This is a genomic window from Streptomyces sp. NBC_00659, from assembly GCF_036226925.1.
Classification (GTDB): domain Bacteria; phylum Actinomycetota; class Actinomycetes; order Streptomycetales; family Streptomycetaceae; genus Streptomyces.
The window spans coordinates 7,973,341-7,997,415 of the sequence record NZ_CP109031.1; the positions used below are offsets into that span (position 1 = coordinate 7,973,341).

The window sequence follows — 24,075 nt, forward strand, 5'->3', positions numbered from 1 at the left end:
ATGCCCCGTCCCGACGGCGACTCCCTTCCCCTGACAGCGGCCCAGCGCGAGATCTGGCTTGCCGAGCAGAGTTCCCGGACGCCGATCCCGGGCTACCGCGTCGGCGAGTGCCTGGAGATCCACGGGCCGGTGGACCGGGAGCTGTTCGAGACCGCGCTGCGCCGGGTGGTCGGCGAGGTCGACGCCCTGCACGTGACCTTCGTCGACGGCGGCGAGGGCCCGCGCCAGGTCCTCAGGGAGAGCTGGGACTGGGCTCCGGCCCACCTCGACCTCAGCGGGGAGCCCGACCCCCGGGCGGCGGCCGTGGAATGGATGGAGCGGGACCTGCTGCGCCCGCTGGACCTCGCCCGTGACCCGCTGTTCGGCCACGCGCTGATCAAGGCGTCGCCGACGGAGTACCTCTGGTACCTGAACTACCACCACGTGGTGCTGGACGCGATCAGCAGCTCCATGCTCCGGCAGCGGGTCGGCGAGGTGTACTCGGCACTGGCCGAGGGCGGCGCCGTGCCGCCCTGCCCGTTCGGCTCGCTGCGGGACCTGGTCGACAGCGACGCCGCCTACCGCGCCTCCACCGACTTCGCCGCCGACCGCGCCTACTGGACCGAGCGCTTCGCCGACCTGCCCGCCCCGACCCGGCTCACCGACGCCTCCGCGACCGACCCGCACCGCGCCCTCCGGCTGGCCGAGGAGCGGGAACTGCGCCGCCCGGACGCCCTGCGGGCGGCGGCCGGACGTTCCGGCGTCCGGTGGTCCCGGCTGGTGGTCGCGGCGACGGCGCTCTACGCCCACCGGCTGACCGGCAACCAGGACGTGGTGCTCGCCCTGCCCGTCACCGCCCGTCGGGGCGCCGACCGCGACCTGACGGCGGTGCCGGGCACGACGTCCAACGTGGTGCCGCTGCGGCTGACGGTGCGGCCGGACATGCCGTGGCGCGAACTCGTCGCCCAGGCGGCGCGGGAGGTCGAGACGGCCGTCGCGCACGAGCGCTACCGCAGCGAGGACCTGCTGCGGGACCTCGGCGCCCCCGGCAGCATCGGGACGGCGTTCCCGCTGATCGTCAACATCATGGCCTTCAACTCCAGGCCGAGCTTCGCCGGGCACCCGGCCTCCGTGCACCACTTCGTGTCCGGGTCGACCACCGACCTCGCCGTCTGGGTCTTCGACTACCGGGACGGCAACCCGCCGCTGCTCCGGCTGCACGGCTCGCCGGAAGCGTACGGCGACGACGACCTCGCCGCGCACCAGCAGCGGCTGCTCGCCCTGTTCGACGCCGTCGCGGACTGCGACCCGGACGAGCCGGTGGGGCGGATCGAACTGCTCACCGCCGAGGAGCGCCGCGAGCTGGCGGCGCTCGGCGCCGGGCCGGTGGCGCCGGCCCCGGCCGAGAGCCTGCCGGAGCTGTTCCGGGAGCACGTCCGGGCGACTCCGGAGCTGGTCGCGCTGGTGTGCGGTGACGCCTCGCTGACCTACGCGGAACTGGACGCGCGGGCGAACCGGCTGGCGCACGCCCTGATCGCGCGGGGTGCGGGGCCGGAGCGGCTGGTGGCGGTGGCGCTGCCGCGCTCGGCGGAGCTGGTGGTGGCGATCCTCGCGGTGCTGAAGACCGGCGCGGCGTACGTTCCGGTCGACCCCGAGTACCCGGCCGCCCGGATCGCGTACCTGCTCGACGACGCGCGGCCGACGCTGGTGGTCACCGACTCCCGCAGCGGGGACCGCCTGCCGGACAGCGGTCCTGCCGACCGGCTGGTGCTCGACGCCCCTGAGACGGCCGCCCTGGTGGCGGACTGCCCGGCGGCCGACCCGATGGTGGCCGTCGACCCGGGTCACCCGGCGTACGTCATCTACACCTCCGGTTCCACCGGCAGGCCCAAGGGCGTGCTGCCGACCCACGGCGGCCTGCTCGACCTGCTCGCCGACCTCCGGCAGGTGCACTTCGCGCCGGTGCTGAAGGCACGGCAGCGGCTGCGGGTGGCGCTGACCACCTCGGTGTCCTTCGACGCCTCCTGGAACCAGTTGCTCGCCCTGTTCGGGGGCCACGAGCTGCACGTCCTGGAGCACGCGACCTGGACCGACCCCGACGCCTTCGTCGGTTACGCGGCGCGGTGCGGACTGGACTACATCGAAGCCACCCCGTCCTATCTCCAAGTGCTCGTCTCCCACGGGCTGTTGAGCGACCCGCAGTGGCGCCCGGCACTGGTCGCGGTGGGCGGCGAGGCCGTCCCGGAGCGGCTGTGGGAGCAGCTGCGGGCGGCGGAGGGGACATCCTGCCTCAACCTCTACGGGCCGTCCGAATGCACCGTCAACTCGGTGGTCGCGAAGCTGGGTCCGAACGCACGCCCGGTGATCGGCCGGCCCGTCACCAACGCCCGGCTGTACGTGCTCGACAGTGCCCTGCGGCCGCTGCCGACCGGTGCGGCGGGTGAGCTGTACATCGCGGGCGCGGGGCTGGCCCGCGGCTACCTCGACCGGCCGGGGCTGACCGCCGGGCGGTTCGTCGCCGACCCGTCCGGGCCGAGCGGGTCGAGGATGTACCGCACCGGGGACCTGGTGCGCTGGGACGAGGCCGGGAACCTGGAGTTCCTCGGCCGCACCGACGACCAGGTCAAGATCCGCGGCTTCCGGGTCGAGCTCGGCGAGATCGAGGCCGTCCTCGCCGAGCACCCGCAGGTCGCCCGGGCCGCCGTGACGGTGCGCACCGAGGGGGAATCCCGGCTGGTCGCCTACGCGGTGCCCGAGCCCGGCGCCACCGTGACCGACACCGCCCTGCGCGACCACCTGCGGGACCGGCTGCCCCGGCAGCTGGTGCCGGCCGCGTACGTGCTGCTGGACGCGCTGCCGCTGACCCCGAACGGCAAGCTCGACCGGCGGGCCCTCCCGGCGCCCGAGCGAGCGCCCGCCGCGCCGGGCCGGGCACCGCGCACCGCGACCGAACACCTGCTCGTCGGGCTGTTCGCCGAGGTGCTCGGGGTGTCCGAGCCCGGGCTGGACGACAGCTTCTTCGACCTCGGCGGGCACTCCCTGCTGGCCACCCGACTGGTCGCCCGGGTCCGCTCGATCCTCGGCGTGGAGCTGCGGCTCGGCGACCTGTTCGACGCGCCGACGGTCGCGGAACTGGCGGCGGCGGTGGACGTCGCGGGCCGGGCGCGGCCGGCTCTGCGGCGGTGCGAGCGGCCCGAGGCGGTTCCGCTGTCCTTCGCGCAGCGCCGGCTGTGGTTCCTGCACCGCATGGAGGGCCCGAGCGCCACGTACAACATCCCGCTGGCGCTGCGGCTGTCCGGGAACCTGGACCAGCGGGCCCTGGAAGCCGCCCTGGCGGACGTGGTCGAACGGCACGAGAGCCTGCGCACCGTCTTCCCGGTGCTCGACGGCGTGCCCTGCCAGCGGGTGCTGGACCCGGGCGCGGCACGGCCGCGGCTGCGGGTGACCGAAGTGGGCGAGCGTGACCTGCCGGAGCGGCTGGCGGAGGCGGCCCGGCACGGCTTCGAGCTCTCCGAGGAGTCGCCGCTGCGCGCCGAACTGTTCCGGCTCGGCGCCGAGGAGCACGTGCTGCTGCTGGTGGTGCACCACATCGCCGGTGACGGCTGGTCGACGGGGCCGCTCCTGCGGGATCTGACGAGCGCCTACGCGGCCCGTGCCGAGGGGGCGAAGCCGGAGTGGTCGCCGCTGCCGGTCCAGTACGCCGACTACACCCTCTGGCAGCGGGAACTGCTGGGCGACGGCGCGGACCCGGGCAGTCTGCTGAACAGTCAACTCGTCTACTGGCGGGATCAGTTGGCGGATCTTCCTGAGCAGGTCGAGCTGCCGTTCGACCGGCCCCGGCCGGCGGCGATGTCCTATCGGGGCGCCCACCTGCCGGTGCGGATCGACGCCGAGCTGCACCAGGGCCTGCGCGTGCTCGCCCGGGACGGCGGGGCCAGCCTCTTCATGGTGCTCCAGGCCGGGCTGGCCGCCCTGCTGGGCAAGCTGGGCGCGGGCACCGACGTACCCGTGGGCACGCCGATCGCCGGACGCACCGACGAGGCCGCGGACGGCCTGGTCGGCTTCTTCGTCAACACCCTGGTGCTGCGCACCGACCTCTCCGGCGACCCGTCGTTCACCGAACTGCTGGGCAGGGTGCGGGCCGGCGCGCTGGCCGCGTACGCGCACCAGGATGTGCCCTTCGAGCACCTGGTGGAGGCGCTCAACCCGACCCGGACGCTGGCGCACCACCCGCTGTTCCAGACCATGCTCGCCCTGCAGAACGCGCCGCTCGGCACGTTCGACCTACCGGGATTGCGGGTGGCGACCGACCTGGTCCACACCGGGACGGCCAAGTGCGACCTGACCTTCATCCTGGCCGAACAGCCGGGTGAGGACGGCCTGTCGGGCGTGGTGGAGTACAGCACCGACCTGTTCGACGAGGCCACCGTGACCGGGATCGTCGAGCGGTGGCTGCGGCTGCTGTGCGCCGTCGTCGCCGACCCCGGCCGGCGGATCGGCCAGGTGGACGTGCTGTCCGCCGACGAGCTCCGCGCGCTGTTCCCGGCGCGTACCGACCGGAGCGAGGGGTCGTCGGAGAGCAGCCTGACCGCGCTGTTCGAGCGACAGGTACGGGCGAACCCGGCCGCCGTCGCCCTCACCGACGGCGAAGTCACCCTGACGTACGGCGAGTTGAACGCCCGCGCGAACCGGCTCGCGCACGCCCTGATCGACCGGGGGGTGGGGCCGGAGCAGCGCGTGGCACTGGCCCTGCCGCGCTCGGCGGAGCAGGTCGTGGCGGTGCTCGCCGTGCTGAAGGCGGGCGGCGCCTACCTGCCGGTGGACCCGCAGTACCCGGCCGCCCGGATCGCCTACCTGCTCCAGGACGCCCGGCCCGCGCTCCTCGTGACCACGAGCCGGACCGGCGACCTGCCGGGCGCGGACCCGGTGGACCGGCTGCTGCTGGACACCGCCGACCTGGACGGGCTGCCGGACACCGACCCGGAGGTCTCCCTCGACCCGGGCCACCCCGCCTATGTCATCTACACCTCCGGGTCCACCGGCAACCCCAAGGGCGTGGTGGTCACGCACCGGAACGTGGTGCGGCTGTTCGGCACGACCGAGAAGCTGTTCGGCTTCTCCGCCCAGGACGTCTGGACGCTCTTCCACTCCTACGCCTTCGACTTCTCGGTGTGGGAGTTGTGGGGCCCGCTGCTGTACGGCGGCCGTCTGGTGGTCGTGGACCACGAGACCAGCCGCTCGCCCGGCCGCTTCCTGGAGCTCCTCGCCCGCGAGCGGGTGACCGTGCTCAACCAGACGCCGTCCGCGTTCTACCAGCTGATGCAGGCGGACGCGGAGGCCCCGGAGACCGGCCGCCCGCTCGCGCTGCGCACGGTGGTGTTCGGCGGTGAGTCGCTGGAGCACGCCCGGCTGGCGAGCTGGTACGAGCGGCACCCGGACGACGCGCCGCTGCTGGTCAACATGTACGGCATCACCGAGACCACGGTGCACGTCACGTACGCGGCGCTCGACCGGTCCGGCGGCGCCGTCGGCGGGATCGGCACGGCCCTTCCGGACCTGCGGACGTACGTGCTGGACGCCCACCTGCGGCCGGTGGCCCCGGGTGTGCCCGGCGAGCTGTACGTCGCGGGTTCAGGGCCGGCGCGCGGTTACCTGAACCGGCCCGGCCTGACCGCCGGGCGCTTCGTGGCCGACCCGTTCGGACCGCCGGGATCGCGGATGTACCGCAGTGGCGACGTGGTGCGCCGCGCGGCGGACCACAGCCTGCACTACGTCGGCCGGGCCGACCAGCAGGTGAAGGTGCGCGGCTTCCGGATCGAGCTCGGCGAGATCGAGGCGGCGCTGGCCGAGCACCCCGGCGTCGCCCAGGTCGCCGTCCTGGCCCGGCAGGACCGGGCCGACGACACCCGGCTGGTCGCGTACCTGGTGCAGGCCGCGGGCGCCGTACCGAGTCCGGCCGACCTGCGTGGGCACCTGTGCGAGCGGTTGCCGGAACACATGGTGCCGTCGGCGTTCGTCGTGCTGGACACGCTGCCGCTGACCGCCAACGGCAAGCTGGACCAGCGGGCCCTGCCCGCCCCCGACCTCGCCCCGACGGCAACCGCCCGCGCGCCGCGCACCCCGCAGGAGCAGGTCCTCTGCGAGCTGTTCGCCGAGGTCCTGGGCGTGGTGTCGGCCGGCGTCGAGGACGGCTTCTTCGACCTGGGCGGGCACTCGCTGCTGGCCACCCGCCTGGCCGCCCGGATCCGCGCGACGCTCGGCGTGGAAATGCCGCTGCGCACCCTGTTCGAGGCGCCGACCCCGGTCGGCCTGGCCGCCGCCCTGGTGGCGGCCGGACCGGCGCAGACCGCCCTGGCACGGCGCGAACGCCCCGAGGCGATCCCGCTGTCGTTCGCGCAGCGGCGGCTGTGGTTCCTGCACCAGCTGGAGGGCGCCGGCGCGAACTACCACATCTCCCTGGCCTGGCGGCTGTCCGGGGATCTGGACCGGCGCGCCCTGGAGTCCGCCGTGGCGGATGTGGTCGAGCGGCACGAGAGCCTGCGCACCGTCTTCCCGGCGGTCGACGGAGTGCCGTACCAGCAGGTGCTGGAGGTCGAGGCATCCCGCCCGCGGCTGCTCGTCAGCCGGACCACCGAGTCCGAGCTGCCGAACGCCATGGCGGAAGCGAAGGCCCGTCGGTTCGACCTGGCGGCCGATGTGCCCCTGCGTGCCGGGCTGTTCGAGCTGGCGGCGGACGAGCACGTGTTCCAGGTGGTCCTCCACCACATCGCGGGTGACGGCTGGTCGCTGGGCTCGCTCGCGCAGGGCCTGACCACCGCCTACGCGGCGCGCCGCCGCGGCGAGGAGCCGCAGTGGGAGGAGCTGCCGGTCCAGTACGCCGACTACACCCTGTGGCAGCACGAGCTGCTCGGCGACGCGGCCGACGGGGACAGCCTGTTCGCCCGCCAGGCGGCCTACTGGACCCGGCAGCTGGCCGATCTGCCCGAGCAGCTCCGGCTGCCCGGCGACCGGCCCCGCCCGGCGGTCGCCTCGCACCGGGGCGGTTCCGTGCGTGCCGGGCTGGACGCCGAGCTGCACCGCGGGCTGCGCGAACTCGCCCGCGCCCACGGCACCAGTCTGTTCATGGTGCTCCAGGCCGGTCTTGCAGTGCTGCTGAGCAAGCTCGGCGCGGGCGACGACATCCCGGTCGGCAGCCCGGTCGCGGGCCGTACCGACCAGGCGCAGGACGAGCTGGTCGGCTACTTCGTCAACACCCTGGTGTTCCGTACCGACACCTCGGGCGATCCGACGTTCGCCGAACTGCTGGGCCGGGTCCGGGAGACCGCGCTGGCCGGGTACGCGCACCAGGACCTTCCGTTCGAGTACCTGGTCGAGGCCCTCAACCCGGTCCGGTCGCTGGCGCACCACCCGCTGTTCCAGGTCATGCTGGTGCTGCAGAACGCGCCCCGGGCCGACTTCGCGCCGTCCGGGCTGCGCGTCGGCGACATGCCGTCGACGTCGACCACCGCCAAGCTCGACCTGATCTTCACCATGTCCGAGCGGCACGCGCAGGACGGCTCCCCGGAGGGGATCGACGGGTCTGTCGAGTACACCGGCGACCTGTACGACCCGGCCACCGTCGAGACGATGATCGAGCGGTGGGAGCGGCTGCTCCGCGCCGTGGTCGCCGACCCGCAGCGGCGGCTCAGCCGGTTCGGCCTGCTCACCGCCGAGGAGCACGGTGAGTTGACGGCGCTGGGTACCGGCCCGGCGGCCCAGGCCTTCACCGAGAGCCTGCCGGAGCTCTTCCGGGCTCAGGTGCGTGCGACTCCGGACGCCGTCGCGCTGGTGGGGCCGGAAGCATCGCTGACCTACGGGGAGTTGGACGCGCGGGCGAACCGGCTGGCGCACGCCCTGATCGCGCGGGGTGCGGGGCCGGAGCGGCTGGTGGCGGTGGCGCTGCCGCGCTCGGCCCAGCTGGTGGTGACGATCCTCGCGGTGCTGAAGACCGGCGCCGCGTACGTTCCGGTCGATCCGGAGTACCCGGCCGCGCGGATCGCGTACATGCTCGACGACACCCGACCGGTCCTGGTGGTGACCGACACCCGCACCCGGGGCCGGCTGCCGGACACCGGTCCCGCCGGATGGCTGGTGGCCGACGACCCGGAGACGACCGCGCTGGTGGTGGGGTGCCCGTCGACGGACCCTGCGGTCGCCATCGACCCGGGCCATCCGGCCTACGTCATCTACACCTCCGGTTCCACCGGCAGGCCCAAGGGCGTGGTGGCGACACACGGTGGCCTGTCCAACCTGTTCGCCAACCAGTGTCCGCTGGTCTTCCGGACGGGGGAGCGGGTACGGATGGGGCTGACCACGTCGGTGTCGTTCGACGCCTCCTGCGACCAGATGTTCGCCCTGTACGCCGGCCACGAGCTGCACGTCCTGGACGAGGCGACCTGGACCGACCCGGACGCCTACCTCGAGTACGCGGCGCGGGCCGGGCTGGACACGGTCGGCGGTACCCCGTCCTACCTGCAAGTCCTCGTCGACCACGGCCTGTTGGACAACCCGCGGTGGCGTCCGTCGCTGGTCGGGCTGGGCGGGGAGACCGTTCCGGAGCAACTGTGGGAACGGTTGCGGGCGGCCGACGGGGTGTTCGCCCTGAACTACTACGGGCCGGCCGAGTGCACGGTGGACTCGACCGTCGCACCGCTGGAGTCGAGCCCGCGCCAGGTGATCGGCCGCCCGCTCGGCGGTGTCCGGTTGCACGTGCTCGACGCCGCGTTGCAGCCGGTTCCCGCAGGTGTGCCGGGTGAGCTGTACATCGCCGGTGCGGGGCTGGCGCGCGGCTACCTGAACCGGCCGGGCCTGACCGCGGGACGGTTCGTGGCGGACCCGTTCGGTCCCGGCGGTTCGCGGATGTACCGCACCGGTGACCTGGTGCGGTGGGGACCGGACGGGAACCTGGAGTTCCTCGGCCGCATCGACGACCAGGTGAAGCTCCGGGGATTCCGGATCGAGCTCGGCGAGATCGAGGCGGCACTGGCGGAACACCCGCAGGTCGCGCAGGCCGCCGTGACCGTCCGGCAGGACCGGGCGGGGGACACCCGCCTGGTCGCCTACCTGGTGCCCGCCACCGGGGCGGAGCTTCGGCCGGAAGACCTGCGGGCGCACCTGCGCGAGCGGCTGCCCGACTACATGGTGCCGGCCGCGTTCGTCGCCCTCGACGTACTGCCGCTGAACGCCAGCGGCAAGCTGGACCGGCGCGCCCTGCCCGAGCCGGAGTACGCGGCGTCGCGGGGCGGCCGGGCCCCGCACACTCCTCAGGAACACGTGCTGGCAGGGCTGTTCGCAGAGGTGCTGGGCCTGCCTCAGGTCGGTGTCGACGACGACTTCTTCGACCTCGGCGGGCACTCCCTGCTGGCCACCCGGTTGGTGGCCCGGGTCCGTGCGGCCCTGGGCGTGGAACTGGCGCTGCGCACCCTGTTCCAGACCCCGACGGTGGCCGGGCTGGCCGCCGGGTTGGGCGGCGCGGACCGGGCCCGGCTCGCCCTGGGGCGGGCGGAGCGGCCCGTGGGGGCACCCCCGGCCGAAGGCCGGGGGATGGTGCCGCTGTCGTCCGCTCAACGGAGGCTGTGGTTCCTGCGCCAGCTGGAGGGCGCCGACTCGGTCTACAACATGCCGCTCGCGTGGCGGCTCTCGGGGCCACTGGACCTGGCGGCCCTGGAGGCGGCGCTGGGCGACGTCGTCGACCGGCACGAAACCCTGCGCACGGTCTTCCCGGCCGTGGACGGAGTGCCCCACCAGCAGGTGCTGGCCACCGCGGAGGCGTGCCCGAGGCTGTCGGTCACCACGGCCGACGAGACGGTCCTGCCGGAACTGCTGGCGGGGGCCGCGGCGCGCGGATTCGACATTGCGGCCGAACCGCCGCTGCGCGCCGAGGTGTTCGAGGTTTCGGCGGACGAGCACGTGCTGCTCCTGGTGATGCACCACATCGCCGGTGACGGCTGGTCGCTGGGCCCGCTGGCCGCCGACCTGGCCACCGCGTACGCGGCACGCCGCCAGGGCGAGGAACCGGGGTGGGCACCGCTGCCGGTGCAGTACGCCGACTACACCCTGTGGCAGCAGGAGCTGCTCGGCGACCCGGCCGACCAGGACAGCCTCTTCGCCCGCCAGCAGGCCTACTGGACCGAGCAGTTGGCAAACCTGCCGGAGCAGATCCGGCTCCCCGCCGACCGCCCTCGCCCCGCGACCCCCTCCTGCTCCGGCGGCCACCTCGCAATCGAACTGGACGCCGAACTGCACGCCGGGCTGATCCGGCTGGGCCGGGAGCACGGCGCCAGCGTGTACATGGTGCTGCAGGCCGCCCTGGCATCGCTGCTGGACAAGCTCGGCGCGGGAACGGACATCCCGGTCGGCAGCCTGATCGCGGGCCGGACCGACGAGGCCCTGGACGACCTCGTCGGATTCTTCGTCAACACCCTGGTGCTCCGCACGGACACCGGTGGCGATCCGACGTTCGCCGAGCTCCTCGGCCGGGTCCGCGAGGGCGCGCTGGCCGCGTACGCGCACCAGGACCTGCCGTTCGAGCACGTCGTCGAGGCCCTCAACCCGTCCCGGTCGCTCGCCCGTCAGCCGCTGTTCCAGGTGCTGCTCGCGCTGCAGAACGTGCCCCGCACCGAGTTCGCGCTGGACGGTCTGGCCGCCGAGATCGTCCTGGTGCGGACGCCGACGGCGATGTTCGACCTCGGCTTCCACCTGCTGGAGCGCGACGGCACCGGCGGGCCGGCCGAGGGCATCGTCGGGCGGGTCGAGTACAGCACCGACCTCTTCGACCCCGCCACGGTGGAGGCATTGGTCGCCCGGTGGCTGCGTCTGCTGGCGTCGGTGGTCGCCGAGCCGGACCGGCCGCTGAGCCGGATCGACGTCCTCACCGCCGAGGAACGGCACGAGCTGCTGGTCGTACGCAACGACACCGCCTGCCCGGCTCCCGATGCCGGCCTGCCCGCTCTGTTCGAGGCGCAGGTGCGTGCGACCCCCGAGGCCCAGGCGGTGGTGTTCGAGGACACCGTGCTGACCTACCGGGAGCTGAACCGCAGGGCCAACCGCCTGGCGCACGCGCTGATCGCGCGCGGGGTGGGGCCGGAGCAGGTCGTCGCCCTGCGGCTGCCGAGGTCGACCGAGCTGGTGGTCGCCGTCCTCGCGGTCCTCAAGACGGGTGCGGCGTACCTGCCGGTCGATCCGGACTATCCGGCCGCCCGCATCGCGTACATGCTGGACGACGCCCGGCCTGCCGTGGTGCTCGACGACCTCGCGGCCGTCACACCGGACGGGGACCTGCCGGAGCACGATCCAGCAGTCGCCGTGGACCCGCGGCACCCGGCCTACGTCATCTACACCTCGGGCTCCACCGGCAGGCCCAAGGCCGTGGTGATGCCCGCCGCCGGGCTGCTGAACCTGCTGGCGTGGCACCACAGGTCCATCGGTGGCGAACTCGGCACGCGTACCGCGCAGTTCACCGCGATCAGCTTCGACGTCTCGGTGCAGGAGACGCTCTCCGCGCTGCTGTACGGCAAGACCCTCGTGGTGCCGACCGAGGAGCAGCGCCGCAGCGCCGAGCTGTTCGCCCGCTGGCTGGACCGGCACGGGGTCGAGGAGCTGTTCGCGCCCAACCTGGTGGTCGAGGCGCTGGCCGAGGCCGCCGAGGAGGCCGGGCTGGAACTGCCCGGCCTGCGGCTGGTCGCTCAGGCCGGTGAGGCGATGCGTCTGGGCAGTGCCGTGCGCCGCTTCCAGACCCGCCGGCCGGGCCGGGAGCTGCACAACCACTACGGGCCCGCCGAGACCCATGTGATCACCGCCTACCTGCTGCCGGCCGACCCCGCCGACTGCCCGCTGCCGGTGCCGATCGGCCGCCCGATCGCCAACTGCCAGGCATACGTGCTGGATTCGGCGCTGCGACCGGTCGCCCCCGGCGTGCTGGGTGAGCTGTACCTCGCCGGGGCGGGACTCGCCCGCGGCTACCTGAACCGGCCCGGGCTCACCGCCACGCGGTTCGTCGCCAGCCCGTACGGTCCGGCCGGCGCGCTGATGTACCGCACCGGTGACCTGGTCCGCTGGCGCGCCGACGGAGAGCTGGAGTTCGCGGGCCGGGTGGACCACCAGGTGAAGATCCGCGGGTTCCGGGTCGAGCCGGGCGAGATCGAGGCCGAGCTGGCCGCGCACCCGGGTGTGGCCCAGGTCGCGGTGCTCGCCAGGGAGGACCGGATCGTCGCGTACGTCGTCCCGTCGGCCGGGGCCGGGGCTACCCCGGCGACGCTGTCGCCGTATCTGCGCGAGCGGCTGCCGGACTACATGGTCCCGTCCGCGTTCGTACTGCTCGACGCGCTGCCGCTGACGCCGAACGGGAAGCTGGACCGGGCGGCGCTGCCCGCGCCCGAGCCGGGCCCGGCCGCCGGCGGCCGGGCGCCGCGCACGCCGCAGGAGCAGATCCTGTGCGAGCTGTTCGCCGAGGTGCTGGGCGTGCCGCGGGTCGGGGTCGACGACGGCTTCTTCGACCTGGGCGGGCACTCCCTGCTCGCCACCCGGCTGGTCTCGCGGGTCCGGGCGACCCTCGGGGTCGAGCTGGAACTACGCAGCCTGTTCCGGGCGCCGACGCCCGCCGGGCTCGCGGCCGGGCTGCACGACGCCGGCACCGCGCGGCAGGCCCTGGTACCCCGGCCCCGCCGCGATCCGATGCCGCTGTCGTTCGCCCAGCGACGGCTCTGGTTCCTCCAGCAGTTCGGGGCGCCGAGCGCGACCTACCACATGCCGCTCGCCCTGCGGCTGTCCGGCGACCTCGACCGGGCCGCGCTGAGCGCCGCGCTCGCGGACGTGGTGACCCGGCACGAGACCCTGCGCACGGTCTTCCCGCACACCGCCGGAGTCCCGTACCAGCGGGTGCTGGACGCCGGCGAGGCCGCCGTCCCGCTGACCGTACGCGCGGCCGGCGAGGCGGAGGTGCCCGGCCTGCTGCGCGAGGCGGCGGTACGGGCGTTCGACCTGACCTCGGAAGTACCGCTGCGGGCGGAGCTGTTCGCCATCGCGCCGCAGGAGCACGTACTGCTGCTGGTGATGCACCACATCGTCGGGGACGGCTGGTCCATGGGCCCGCTGGCCCGTGACCTGGCCACCGCCTACACCACCCGGCAGGGTGGCGGGGCTCCGGCATGGCCGCCGCTGCCGGTCACCTACGGCGACTACACCCTGTGGCAGCACGAGATCCTCGGCGACGAGCACGACACGGACAGCGTGTTCGCCCGCCAGGTCACCTACTGGACCGAGGCGCTGGCCGGGCTGCCCGAGCAGCTGCAGCTGCCTGCCGACCGACCGCGCCCGGCCACCATGTCGTACGGCGGCGACCTGCTGGAACTCCGGATCGACGCCGAACTGCACGCGGCACTGGTGGAGTTGGCCCGAAGGTCGGGTGCCACCCTGTTCATGGTGCTGCAGGCCGCGCTCGCCGCGCTGTACACGCGGCTGGGCGCGGGCACGGACATCCCGATCGGGTCTCCGATCGCGGGGCGTACCGACGAGGCGCTGGACGAGCTGGTCGGGTTCTTCATCAACACGCTGGTGCTGCGCACCGACACGAGCGGTGATCCGAGTTTCGCCGAGCTGCTGGGCCGGGTGCGGGAGACGGCGCTGTCGGCGTACGCGCACCAGGACGTGCCCTTCGAGCACCTGGTGGAGGCGCTGAACCCGTCCCGATCGCTGTCGCACCATCCGCTGTTCCAGACCGGTCTTGTCGTGCAGAACGCGCCGGGCGGCGACTTCGAGCTGCCGGGTCTCCAGGTCTCCGGGGTGACCGTGCTCACCGGGACCGCGCGGCTCGACCTGACCTTCGGGTTCGCGGAGGAGCACGGGCCCGACGGCGCGCCGACCGGGATCGGCGGTGCGGTCGAGTACAGCACCGACCTGTTCGACCGCTCGACGGTCGAGGCCCTGGTCGCCCGGTGGACCAGGCTGCTGGCCGCGGTCGCCGCCGCGCCCGACCGGCCGATCGGCGGGATCGACCTGCTGTCCGCCGAGGAGCGCCGCGAGCTGCTGCCCGCCGTCCAGGACGGGGCGGCCGGGGGGAGCCTGCCGGAGCTGTTCGCGGCGCAGGTGACGGCGACGCCGGACGCGGTCGCGCTCGTCTGCGGTGATGTCGAGATGACGTACCGTCAACTCGACGCCCGGGCGAACCGGTTCGCGCACACGCTGATCGCCCGGGGCGTCGGTCCGGAGCAGGTCGTGGCGGTGGCGTTGCCGCGGTCGGTGGAATCGGTGGTGGCGGTCCTGGGCGTGCTGAAGGCCGGGTCCGCGTACCTGCCTGTGGATCCGGCGTACCCGCAGGCGCGGATCGCGTTCATGCTGGACGACGCGCGGCCGGTCGTGGTGATCGACGATCCGGCACTGGTGACCGAGGCTTCCGGTCGGCCGGAGACCGATCCGGATGTCGTGGTGGACGCCCGGCACCCGGCCTACGTGATCTACACCTCGGGCTCGACCGGCCGCCCCAAGGGCGTCATGGTGAGCCACACCGGCGTGTCGGGCCTGGTGGCGACACAGGTCGAGAGGCTCGGCGTGGCGCCGGGCAGCCGGGTGCTCCAGTTCGCCTCACCCAGCTTCGACGCGTCGTTCTGGGACCTGTGCAGCGCCCTGCTCACCGGCGCCGCCCTCGTCCTGGCCCCGTCCGAGGCTCCGCTGGAGGCCCTGACGGACCGCCGGCTCGACGTCACCCACGTGACGCTTCCGCCCTCGGCGCTGGCCGCGCTGGAGAGCTCCGACCTCACGGCCGCCACCCTGGTGGTGGCCGGTGAGGCCTGCACGCCGGAGCTGGTGGCCCGGTGGGCGCCGGGCCGGCGGATGATCAACGCGTACGGTCCGACGGAGACGACGGTGTGCGCGACCATGAGCGACCCGCTGTCCCCGGGGCGCGGTGTACCGCCGATCGGCCGATCGGTCGCGGGCTTCCGGGCGTACGTCCTCGACGAGCGACTGCGCATCGTGCCGCCGGGGGTGGCGGGGGAGTTGTACGTCGCCGGCCCCGGTCTGGCGCGCGGGTACCTGAACCGGCCCGGGCTGACGGCCGGGCGGTTCGTCGCCTGCCCGTTCGGGGCCGGTGAACGCATGTACCGCACCGGGGACGTGGTGCGCCGCCGGACCTGGGGGTCCCCCCGGCCGGTGGGGGCACCTCCCAGCCTCCCCCAGACTTCGTCCGGGGGGACCCCCATGGCTGGGGGCGCTGGGGGAGAGCTGGAGTACGTCGGCCGTGCCGACGACCAGGTGAAGGTGCGCGGCTTCCGCATCGAGCCCGGCGAGGTCGAGGCGGCGCTGGCCGAGCACCCCGCCGTCGCCCAGGCCGCCGTCCTCGCCCAGGACGACCGGCTCATCGGCTACGTCGCGGCCCGTCCCGGCACGGTCGTACGTCCGGCGGAGCTGGCGGCGTACCTGCGTGGCAGGCTGCCCGACTACCTGGTACCGGCTGTCTTCGTCGTGCTGGACATGCTGCCGCTGACGCCGAACGGGAAGCTGGACCGGGCGGCGCTGCCCGCGCCCGAGCGGGGCCCGGCCGCCGGCGGCCGGGCGCCGCGCACGCCGCAGGAGCAGATCCTGTGCGAGCTGTTCGCCGAGGTGCTGGGCGTGCCGCGGGTCGGGGTCGACGACGGCTTCTTCGACCTGGGCGGGCACTCCCTGCTCGCCACCCGGCTGGCCGCGCGGGTGCGCTCGGTGCTCGGAGTGGAGGTGGCGCTGCGCGAGCTGTTCCAGGCGCCCACCGTGGCAGGCCTGGCCGAGGCGCTGGGCGGGGCCGGCCACGCCCGCCCGGCGCTGACCACGCACGAGCGGCCGGAGGCGGTGCCGCTGTCCTTCGCCCAGCGCCGACTCTGGTTCCTGCACCGCATGGACGGCACCGCCGCGACGTACCACATCCCGCTGGCGCTCCGGCTGACCGGGACGCTCGACCACGCGGCGCTGGACGAGGCGCTGGCCGACGTGGTGGCCCGGCACGAGAGCCTGCGGACGGTCTTCCCGGAGGTCGACGGCGTACCCTGCCAGCTCGTCCTCGACCCGGCCGAGGCCCGGCCCCGGGCGCGGCTGACCGAGGTGTCGGAGGCCGGACTGTTCGAGCGGCTCGCCGAGTTCGCACGACAGCCCTTCGACCTGGAGGCCGAAGCGCCACTGCGGGCGGAGCTGTTCGTCCTCGCGCCGGACGAGCACGTGCTGCTGCTGGTGATGCACCACATCGCCGGGGACGGCTGGTCCACCGGCCCGCTGGCCCGCGACCTGGCCGAGGCGTACGCCGCCCGGTGCGAGGGGCGCGCGCCGCAGTGGCCGGTCATGCCGGTGCAGTACGCGGACTACACGCTGTGGCAGCGCGACCTGCTCGGCGACGCCGCCGACCCTCAGAGCCGGTTCGCCGAGCAGCTCGACTACTGGAAGCGTCAGCTGTCCGACCTGCCGGAGCTGCTCCGGCTGCCCGTCGACCGGCCGAGGCCGGCCGTCGCGGGCTGGCGCGGGGACCATGTCGGCCTGGAGCTGAGCCCCGAACTGCACGCGGCACTGGTGGAGTTGGCCCGAAAGTCGGGCGCGAGCCTGTTCATGGTGCTGCAGGCGGCGTTGGCGGCGCTGTACACGCGGCTGGGTGCGGGCACGGACATCCCGATCGGGTCTCCGATCGCGGGGCGTACCGACGAGGCGCTGGACGAGCTGGTCGGGTTCTTCGTGAACACGCTGGTGCTGCGCACCGACACGAGCGGTGATCCGAGTTTCGCCGAGCTGCTGGGTCGGGTGCGGGAGACGGCGCTGTCGGCGTACGCGCACCAGGACGTGCCCTTCGAGCACCTGGTGGAGGTGCTCAACCCGTCCCGCTCGCTGTCCCATCACCCGCTGTTCCAGACCGTCCTGGCGGTGCAGAACGCTCCGATGGGCCGGTTCTCCCTGCCCGGCCTGGACGTCGCCACCTACGCGGTGGCCACCGGGACCGCCAAGTTCGACCTCGGTGTGAGCCTCGTCGAACAGTTCGGTCCGGACGGCAGTCCGGCGGGGATCGTCGGCGCGGTGGAGTACGCCACCGACCTGTTCGACCGCTCGACGGTCGCGGCGCTCGCCAGGCGCTGGACGCGTCTCCTGGAGGCGGTCACCGCCGACCCGGACCGGTCGATCGGACGGATCGAGCTCCTCGACGCCGACGAGCGGCACCGTTTGCTGGAGCAGGGCAACGCGACCGCCCGCGAGGTGGCGGCCGTCCCGGTGCCGCAGGCGTTCGCGGCACAGGTCGCGACGACACCGGACGCCCTCGCGCTGGTGTGCGGCGACACCGAGTTGACGTACCGTCAACTCAACGCCCGGGCTAACCGGTTCGCGCACGCGCTGATCGCCCGGGGCGTCGGGCCGGAGCAGACCGTGGCCGTGGCCCTGCCGCGCTCGGTGGAGTCCGTGGTGGCCGTCCTGGGTGTGCTGAAGGCCGGGGCCGCGTACCTGCCCGTGGATCCGGCGTACCCGCCGGCGCGGATCGCTTACATGCTGGACGACGCCCGGCCGGCCCTGATGGTCGACGACCCGGCGCTGGTGACCGAGGTGTCCGCCTGGCCGGACACCGATCCCGTGGTCGCGCTCGACGTCCGGCACCCGGCCTACGTGATCTACACCTCGGGCTCGACCGGCCGCCCCAAGGGCGTCGTGGTCGGCCACGGCGGAGTCGCGAGCCTGGTCGCCGCACAGATCGAGCGGTTCGCGATCGAACCCGACAGCCGGGTGCTCCAGTTCGCCTCGCCCAGCTTCGACGCCTCGGTGTCGGAGATCTGCACCGCCCTGCTGCGCGGCGCGGCCCTGGTGCTGCCCCCGACGGCGGACCCGGTGGCCGCGCTGGCCGACCGGGACCTCGCGGTCACCCACGTGACCGTGCCCCCGTCCGTCCTCGCCGCCGTGCCGGAGGGCTCGGTGCAGATGTCGACGCTGGTGGTGGCGGGTGAGGCGTGCCCGCCGGAACTGGTGGACCGCTGGGCGCCCGGGCGCCGGATGATCAACGCGTACGGTCCGACCGAGACCACGGTGTGCGCGACCATGAGTGCCCCGCTGTCCCCGGGGACGGGCGTCCCGCCGATCGGCCGTCCGATCGCCAACACCCGGGTGTACGTGCTGGACGAGCGGCTGCGGCCGGTGCCGACGGGTGTGGCGGGGGAGCTGTACGTCGCGGGTGCGGGACTGGCGCGCGGCTACCTGAACCGGCCGGACCTGACGGCCGGACGGTTCGTCGCCTGCCCGTTCGGGTCCGGTGAGCGCATGTACCGCACCGGAGACCTGGTGCGCCGGCGCAACGACGGCGAGCTGGAGTACGTCGGCCGTGCCGACGACCAGGTGAAGGTGCGCGGCTTCCGCATCGAGCCCGGCGAGGTCGAGGCGGCGCTGGCCGAGCACCCCGCCGTCGCCCGGGCCGCCGTCCTCGCCCAGGACGACCGGCTCGTCGGCTACGTCGTCCCGCACCAGGACGACGCCCGCGACAGTGGCCTGGAAGCGGACCACGTGGGCGAGTGGCAGGACATCTACGACGCCCTGCCCATCACCCCCGAGGAAGCCGGCTTCGGCCAGAACTTCGTCGGCTGGAACAGCAGTTACGACGCGAGCCCGATCCCGGTCGAGCAGATGCGGGAGTGGCGGGACGCCACCGTGGCCCGCATCCTGGCCCTGCGCCCCCGCCGGGTGCTGGAGGTCGGCGTCGGCACCGGACTGTTGCTCTCGCAGATCGCGCCGCACTGCGAGACCTACTGGGCGACGGACTTCTCCGCCACGGCGGTCGGCGCGCTGACCGCGCAGGTCGACCGGCAGGACGACCTGGCCGAGCGTGTGGTGCTGCAGACCCGCCCGGCGCACGACACCGAGGGCCTGCCGGCCGGGTGGTTCGACACCGTCGTGATCAACTCGGTGGTGCAGTACTTCCCGTCCGCCGACTACCTCGCGGACGTGATCGGGAAGCTGATGCGGCTGCTCGCCCCCGGCGGCACGCTCTTCGTCGGCGACGTCCGCAACCTGCGGCTGCTGCGCCCGCTGGCCACCGCGGTCCAGCTGCACCGCACCGGTGCCGACGGTGACCTCGCGGCGGTGCGCCGCGCGGTGGAGCAGGCCGTCAGGGTGGAGAAGGAACTCCTGGTCGACCCGGACTTCTTCACCGTCCTGCGGGAGCGCGGCACGGACATCGGCGCGGTGGCCGTGGAGGTCAAGCGCGGCCGTCACCACAACGAACTGACCCGCTACCGCTACGACGTGACGCTGCACAAGGCCCCGGTCGTTCCGGCGGCCCCGGGCCGGACGGTCGAGCTGGAGTGGGGACACCGGCTCGCGGGACCGGCCGAGCTGCGCGAACTCCTCGCCCAGGCCCCCGCCGACGTGCTGCGGATCACCGGAGTGCCGAACCGTCGGGTGCTGCGCGAGGCCGCCCTTTCCCGGGCACTGCAGAACGGCGACGGCTCGCTCGCCGAACTGCTGGAGCGGCTGCACGGGCCGGAGGAGAGCGAACTCCCGGACCCGGAGGACTTCCGGGCCATCGGGCTGGAGTTCGACCGCTGGGTGGGCGTCACCTGGTCGGCCACCGTGGCCGACGCCTTGGACGTCGTCTTCGCCGGCCCGCGGGCGCATCACGGCTCCCCGGCCGAGCCGTACCGGTCGGCCCGGACCGCCGGCACGCCGCTGTCGTCGCTGACCAACCGCCCGACCGGCAGCCGGGGCACCGGCGCCCTCATCGGCGAACTCCGCGAATGGCTGCGCGGGCGACTGCCCGACTACCTGATCCCGTCGGCGTTCGTGGCGCTGGAGACGTTGCCGCTGACAGCCAGCGGTAAGCTCGACCGCCGCGCGCTGCCCGCGCCCGACCTGGGCCCGGCCGGAGCCGGGCGGGCGCCGCGGACCCCGCAGGAACAGCTCCTGGCCGAGCTGTTCGCCGAGGTGCTCGGCCTGGCCCAGGTCGGTGTCGAGGACAGCTTCTTCGACCTGGGCGGACACTCGCTGCTGGCGACCCGCCTGGCCTCCCGCGTCCGGGCGACCCTCGGCGCGGAGCTCGAGGTCCGGACGCTGTTCGAGACGCCGACCGTGGCCGGACTGGCGGCCCGCCTCGACGGCTCCGGCACGGCGCGGCCCGCGCTGACCGCCCGGCCGCGACCCATGGGGGCACCCCCGGCCGAAGGCTGGGGGAAGGTCCCGCTGTCCTTCGCCCAACGCCGTCTGTGGTTCCTGCACCGGATGGACGGCCCGAGCGCCACCTACAACATGCCGCTCGCGCTGAGTCTGACCGGCGAGCTCGACCGCCCGGCCCTGCACGCCGCGCTCGCGGACGTGACCGCCCGGCACGAGAGCCTGCGGACGGTCTTCCGCGAGACGGACGGTGTGCCGTACCAGGTCGTGCTGAGCGCCTCACAGGCACACCCGGAGCTGCCGGTGGTCGAGCTCGACGAGAGCCGGCTGGCCGGGCGGCTGGCGCAGACGGCCCGGCGAGGCTTCGACCTGGCGGCGGAGCCGCCGGTCCGGGCGGAGCTGTACGTGCTCGCGCCCGACCGGCACGTGCTGCTGGTCGTGGTGCACCACATCGCCGCCGACGGCTGGTCGATGGGGCCGCTCTCCGGCGACCTCGCGGCCGCCTACACGGCGCGCTGCCGTGGCGAGGAGCCGCAGTGGTCCCCGCTGCCGGTGCAGTACGCCGACTACACCTGCTGGCAACGCGACCTGCTCGGCGACACCGCCGACCCGGACAGCCTGTTCGCCCGGCAACTGGCCTACTGGAAGGACGAACTGGCGGGCATTCCGCAGCAGGTGCAGCTGCCCGCCGACCGGCCCCGGCCGCCGGTGGCCTCCCAGCTGGGCGGCCGGGTCGTGGTCCGGCTGGACCCCGAACTGCACCAGGCACTGCGGGACCTGGCCGCCGAGCGCGGCGCCAGCATGTTCATGGTGCTCCAGGCCGGCCTCGCCGCGCTGCTCACCCGGCTCGGTGCCGGTACGGACATCCCCGTGGGCAGCCCGATCGCCGGTCGTACCGACCAGGCGCTGGACGACCTCGTCGGCTTCTTCGTCAACACCCTGGTGCTGCGCACCGACACGAGCGGCGATCCCGGCTTCGCCGAACTGCTCGGCCGGGTGCGGCAGAAGGCGCTCGCCGCCTACGACCACCAGGACGTGCCGTTCGAGTACCTGGTCGAGGTGGTCAACCCGGCCCGTTCGCTGTCGCACCACCCGCTGTTCCAGATCATGCTGGCCCTGCAGAACGCGCCGGTGGGCGAGTTCGCCCTGCCGGGCCTGGAGACCGGCCACCTGGAGGCGTCGACCGGGACCTCGCGGGTCGACCTGACGTTCAGCCTGGCCGAGCAGTTCCGCCCCGACGGCGGCCCCGGCGGCCTGGTCGGCGCGGTGGAGTACGCCACCGACCTGTTCGACCCGGCCACCGTGGAGCTGCTGTTCGAGCGCTGGGCGCGGCTGCTGCGCGCGGCGGTCGCCGACCCCGGCCGGCCGATCAGCCGGATCGACATCATGTCGGGCGAGGAACGCCGCCGGCTGCTGTCCCGGTCCACCGGCGCCGCGGTCGAGCTGCCCGAGGCCGCGCTGCCGGAGCTGTTCGCCCGCCAGGTGCGCGCCACCCCGGACGCGGTGGCCGTCGTGGCGGGCGCCACCGAGCTGACCTACCGGGAACTCGACCAGCGGTCCAACCGCCTCGCGCGGTCACTGATCCGCCAGGGCGTACGACCGGAGACACCGGTCGCGGTGCTGCTGGACCGCTCGGCGGACCTCGTCGTGGCGCTCCTGGCGATCATCAAGGCGGGCGGCGCCTACGCGCCCCTCGACTCGCGCTTCCCGCAGTCCCGGATCGACCTGATCCTCCAGGAGGCCGGGGCCGCCCTGGTGCTCACCGAGGACGTGCTGACCGCGTCGATCGAGGGCGAGCCCGACGCGTCTGACATCGAAGTACGCTGCGACCAGCGGCAGTTGGCGTACGTGATGTACACCTCCGGCTCGACCGGCCGGCCCAAGGGCGTGGCCGTCACCCACCGCGACGTGGTGGGCCTCGCGCTCACCCCCGAGTACCACGGCGGCGGACACGAGCGGGTGCTGATGCACTCCCCGACCGCCTTCGACCTCTCGACCTACGAGCTCTGGGTGCCGCTGCTCAACGGTGGCCGGGTCGTGGTCGCACCGCCCGAGCGGCTCGACCTCGACCTGCTCCAGCACACGATCAGCACGTACGGGGTGACCGGACTGTGGCTGACGGCCGGCCTGTTCCGGCTGGTCGCCGAGGAACGGCCGGGCCTGCTCGCAGGGGTCCGCGAGGTGTGGACCGGCGGTGACGTGGTCTCCCCGGCCGCCGTCGCCCGGGTGCTGGAGGTCTGCCCCGGCATCGAGGTGGTCAACGGCTACGGGCCCACCGAGGCCACGACCCTGGCCACCCGCCACCCGGTGCACAGCCTCCCCGAGCACGCCGCGACCGTGCCGATCGGCGGGCCGATGGCGAACATGCGCGCCTACGTGCTCGACGACCGCCTGCGGCCGGTGCCCACCGGCCTGGTCGGCGAGCTGTACCTCGCGGGGACGGGCGTGGCCCGCGGCTACCTCGGCCGACCCGGCCTGACGGCGGAGCGCTTCACCGCCGACCCGTACGGGCCGCCCGGGAGCCGGATGTACCGCACCGGCGACCTGGCGTGGTGGCCGGCCGAGGGCACACTGGAGTTCGCCGGACGGACCGACCACCAGGTCAAGCTCCGCGGCCTGCGGATCGAGCCCGGCGAGATCGAGGCGATCCTCGCGAGCTGCCCGGGCGTCGCCCAGGCGGCCGTCGTCGCCCGCGAGGACCGGTCCGGCGACAAGCGGCTCGTCGCCTACCTGGTGCCCGGCCCCGAGAGCATGCCCGAGACGGGCGAGCTCTCCGGGCGACTGCGCCGTGAACTGCCCGACTACATGGTGCCGTCGGCGTTCGTCACCCTGGACAGGCTGCCGTTGACCGCCAACGGCAAGCTGGACCGGGCCGCCCTGCCCGCCCCCGAGTACGGGGCGCAGGGCACCGGACGCGGCCCCCGGACGCCGCGGGAGCAGCTGCTGTGCGGCCTCTTCGCCGAGGTCCTCGGCCGGGAACAGGTGCACATCGACGACAACTTCTTCGATCTGGGCGGGCACTCGCTGCTGGCCGCCCGCCTGGCCTCCCGCGTCCGCGAGACCCTCGGCCTGGAGCTCGGCCTGCGCATGCTGTTCGAGGCGCCGACCGTGGCCGGTCTCACCGAGCGCCTGGTCATGGACGACCCCGCCGACGCCTTGGACGTGGTGCTGCCGCTGCGTTCGACCGGGACCGGCACGCCGCTGTTCTGCATCCACCCCGGCGGCGGCATCAGCTGGTCGTACAGCGGGCTCCTGAACCACATCGGTCCCCAGCACCCGGTCTACGCGATCCAGGCGCGCGGCCTGGGCCGGCCCGAACCCCTGCCGGCGTCCTTCGAGGAGATGGCGGCCGACTACGCCGACCAGATCCGCAAGATCCAGCCCGAGGGCCCGTACCTGCTGCTCGGCTGGTCGGCCGGCGGGCTGATCGCCCACGCGGTCGCCTGTGAGCTGCAGGCGCGCGGCGAGCGGACCGCGCTGCTGGCCATCCTCGACGCCTATCCGGTGAAGGACGTGCAGTTCGAGGAGATGCCCGTGCCCACCGAGCGGGACGTGCTCGTCGGTGTGCTCGACGTCGACCCGGACGAGCTGGGCGACCGGGAGCTGACCTACGCCGAGGTCGCCGAGGTCCTGAACCGGCGGGGCAGCGCGCTGCAGGGCCTGACGGAGCAGCAGATCGAGGTCATCGTCCACATCATGATCAACAACGCGAGGCTGGCGGTCGACTTCGTCCCCGCCGGGTTCGACGGCGACCTGCTGCTGTTCAACTCGACGATCGACCGCGACGGGGACGACGCCGGGCCCGCGACCTGGCGCCCGTACATCGCGGGCCGGATCGAATCGCACGAGATCACCACCCGGCACAACCGGATGACCGAAGCCGGCTCACTGGCCCAGATCGGACCGATCCTGGCCGCCCGCCTCGCCGAGGCCACCGGTGACACCCCGACCCACCACCAGGAGGACTGATTC

General features: G+C 74.0%; 1 protein-coding gene. It reads left to right on the plus strand.

Annotated features, from left to right (window positions below; genetic code table 11):
• Window positions 1-24,072, plus strand: coding sequence for a non-ribosomal peptide synthase/polyketide synthase (locus OG410_RS34935; protein ID WP_329302732.1), 24,072 nt, complete (start codon window positions 1-3; stop codon window positions 24,070-24,072).
• Window positions 24,073-24,075: the final 3 nt, after the last annotated feature.

What these genes read in the sequence shown, in the direction of transcription:
- OG410_RS34935 (WP_329302732.1), top strand. Translation starts at nt 1, where the DNA reads ATGCCCCGTCCCGACGGCGACTCCCTTCCCCTGACAGCGGCCCAGCGC.